Raw genomic sequence first — 2301 nt, forward strand, 5'->3', positions numbered from 1 at the left:
GCAAGACAAAATCAAAATGCAGCTTAAAAAAAGAGGAAAGCCAGATGGCTTTCCTCCTACATGAATCTATGACCAACACTATTTGACAAAGAACCAAAAAGAAACTCTCTGTTCATCACAACAGGAGTTTCATAATAGAAGTAAAGCTATGGGTTTAACTATGGTTAATGTGTGTAACAGGTAATAAGGTAAGGAAGCACCATTCTCAGATAACACTTTGAATGGTGTTTTTGTGTGTCTAGCGTTTAAAGATGTCGTTCAACAAAGATAGTAACGCAATAGCTACCATCAAAGTCTGGAACAAATCCAAGGTCTAAGCTCCTTCGAGAAGCTTAGACCTTTTATGTTATATTTCACGGGCTTCAGCTCTCTTTCCCACAGAAAACCCGTTTACATTACTTCTATACTCTATATATTAAAGCAGAATAATAAAAAATCAAGAGCAACACACTAGATATATTGATATTTTTTAAACCGAACACAACATGTAGTGCTAAAACAAAAAACCCCCCCTATCATATGGCTATAAATGCCGCTATGTAGGGAGATTTTACTGTAAAAAACTTTATTATTTTTTTCTTGCTACTATATATAGTGTTAAGTATCTTCTTTCGCCATGAATAACTTAATAAACAGTGAAGTAACCCTATAAGACTAGTTATATGCTACTTAGCAATCATGTTCAGAAACTTAAAAGTATTTGATTATTAATGCAGAATTTGTAACTTAAGGTCAAAAAGTACTCATATAGACAGTCAGTTACACTAAATTAGATAGAATCGTGTACAATCAAGGTTTTGATTCATCCTAAAAAGGAAAAAATATAGCTATCAATACCGTAGACATAATTGACAGAAATAAATTTAATGTATACCTTTTATTGCTGAATCTTATAATGAAGTTAGCCACCTAAGCTAAAATATGATTTTTTTATCTTTAGGATGTTAAATTCAATAGTTCAATATTTTTTAATATCAGAAATTAGCATATAGTGTTTAACAGGACTATGTTCTATATAAAAGTCACCATTAATATATTTTTCAATATATTCTTGAGTCTTTATATAATCAGCATTATAAATAATCTCTCTAAGATCATCTATCTCGTCCAAAAATATTAACTCTAAATCATATCCCTCGAAATCAATTAAATTTAAAGCTCGGTCAAACAAATAATCAAATTTCTTTTTATCTATATTACCTACAGTAATTAATCTATCTATATCGCTATAATCAACTCTTGTTATACCAAAACGAATTTTTCTAGTTAAATCATAAAGTTTGATTATTATCAGTAATAGATAATAGACAAGGGCTTGTTCGTAGTTCTTGTAGTAAACTTCTAAATGGTGCCCTTTCACTTCAAAACATTCGCTAAGCTGAAAGAGCATATTATTTTTAGTATATTCTTCAATTAAAATATCTAATACACCTAGTTTCAATTCTTCGAAACGGATTGGATACTGGAATGCTTTCCTATATCTCGCAGCCATATAAACTGGGAAAAATTTATCTTTATGTGCTGATACAATGTGTTCATTATACTGAAGGATTTTCTCTCCCTCATCTGTCAACTTAAAAACTTCAGGAATATTTGAAAGGTGTATGTTGTTATCTAATAGTCGTTGTACGAGCTCTTTTTTTCTTCCTTTAGACTTGATTTTATTATCTTTTAGTAATTCACGTAACTGTGGAACTGTCAGGGCATTGAGCTGCTCATGATAGTTACCATATTCCAAAAAGTTTTTATTAAGTAATTTATCAATAGATGTAGCAACATCAACAGCATAAATTCTATAATAGTGAGGAATCTTTTTTTCAGTATTTTTGCCACTACACCAAGCAAGTAAGATGATTTCACCAGGAATCAAACCAAAGTTATCTTTTTTTAAAAGTTCAGGTTGAAATTCTAGTTCACTTTCCGCGTTTTCGTAACTGTTAAATGACTCAACAAAATAGCTTCTGTCTTTTAAACAAACAACCTGCTTTTCTGGACCTTCTGAAAGTTCTAGTTGATCAAGTGGTATACCACATATAAAACATTTACCTAGAACTTCTTGTAGAGGGATAATATTTTCATTAGTGTACTCTAGATATTTTTTAATCTCTTTGTATGTAAATTGTCTCATTATAATCTCCTTCTCGATGAGTTATCTAGTAGACAAACATATCTATTCTTAATCATTCCTTTCAGTTTTACTTAATTCTGTAACTGTCAAGGACAATTGTGCACTTTTTGCTAGATAACTTTGTGCACTTTTTTATTCAAAAATTGTTTCTCGATGTTTCATTCGATGACTCT

1 protein-coding gene is annotated in these 2301 nt (G+C 30.4%); it reads right to left on the reverse strand.

The features are described 5' to 3' along the window. Positions 1-958: 958 nt before the first annotated feature. Positions 959-2128, reverse strand: a complete 1170-nt coding sequence (locus CLV38_RS13450; RefSeq protein WP_106196485.1) for an SAP domain-containing protein — start codon at positions 2126-2128, stop codon at positions 959-961. Positions 2129-2301: the final 173 nt, after the last annotated feature.

It is taken from the genome of Alkalibacterium olivapovliticus (assembly GCF_003003275.1).
In the GTDB taxonomy this organism is placed as follows: domain Bacteria; phylum Bacillota; class Bacilli; order Lactobacillales; family Carnobacteriaceae_A; genus Alkalibacterium; species Alkalibacterium olivapovliticum.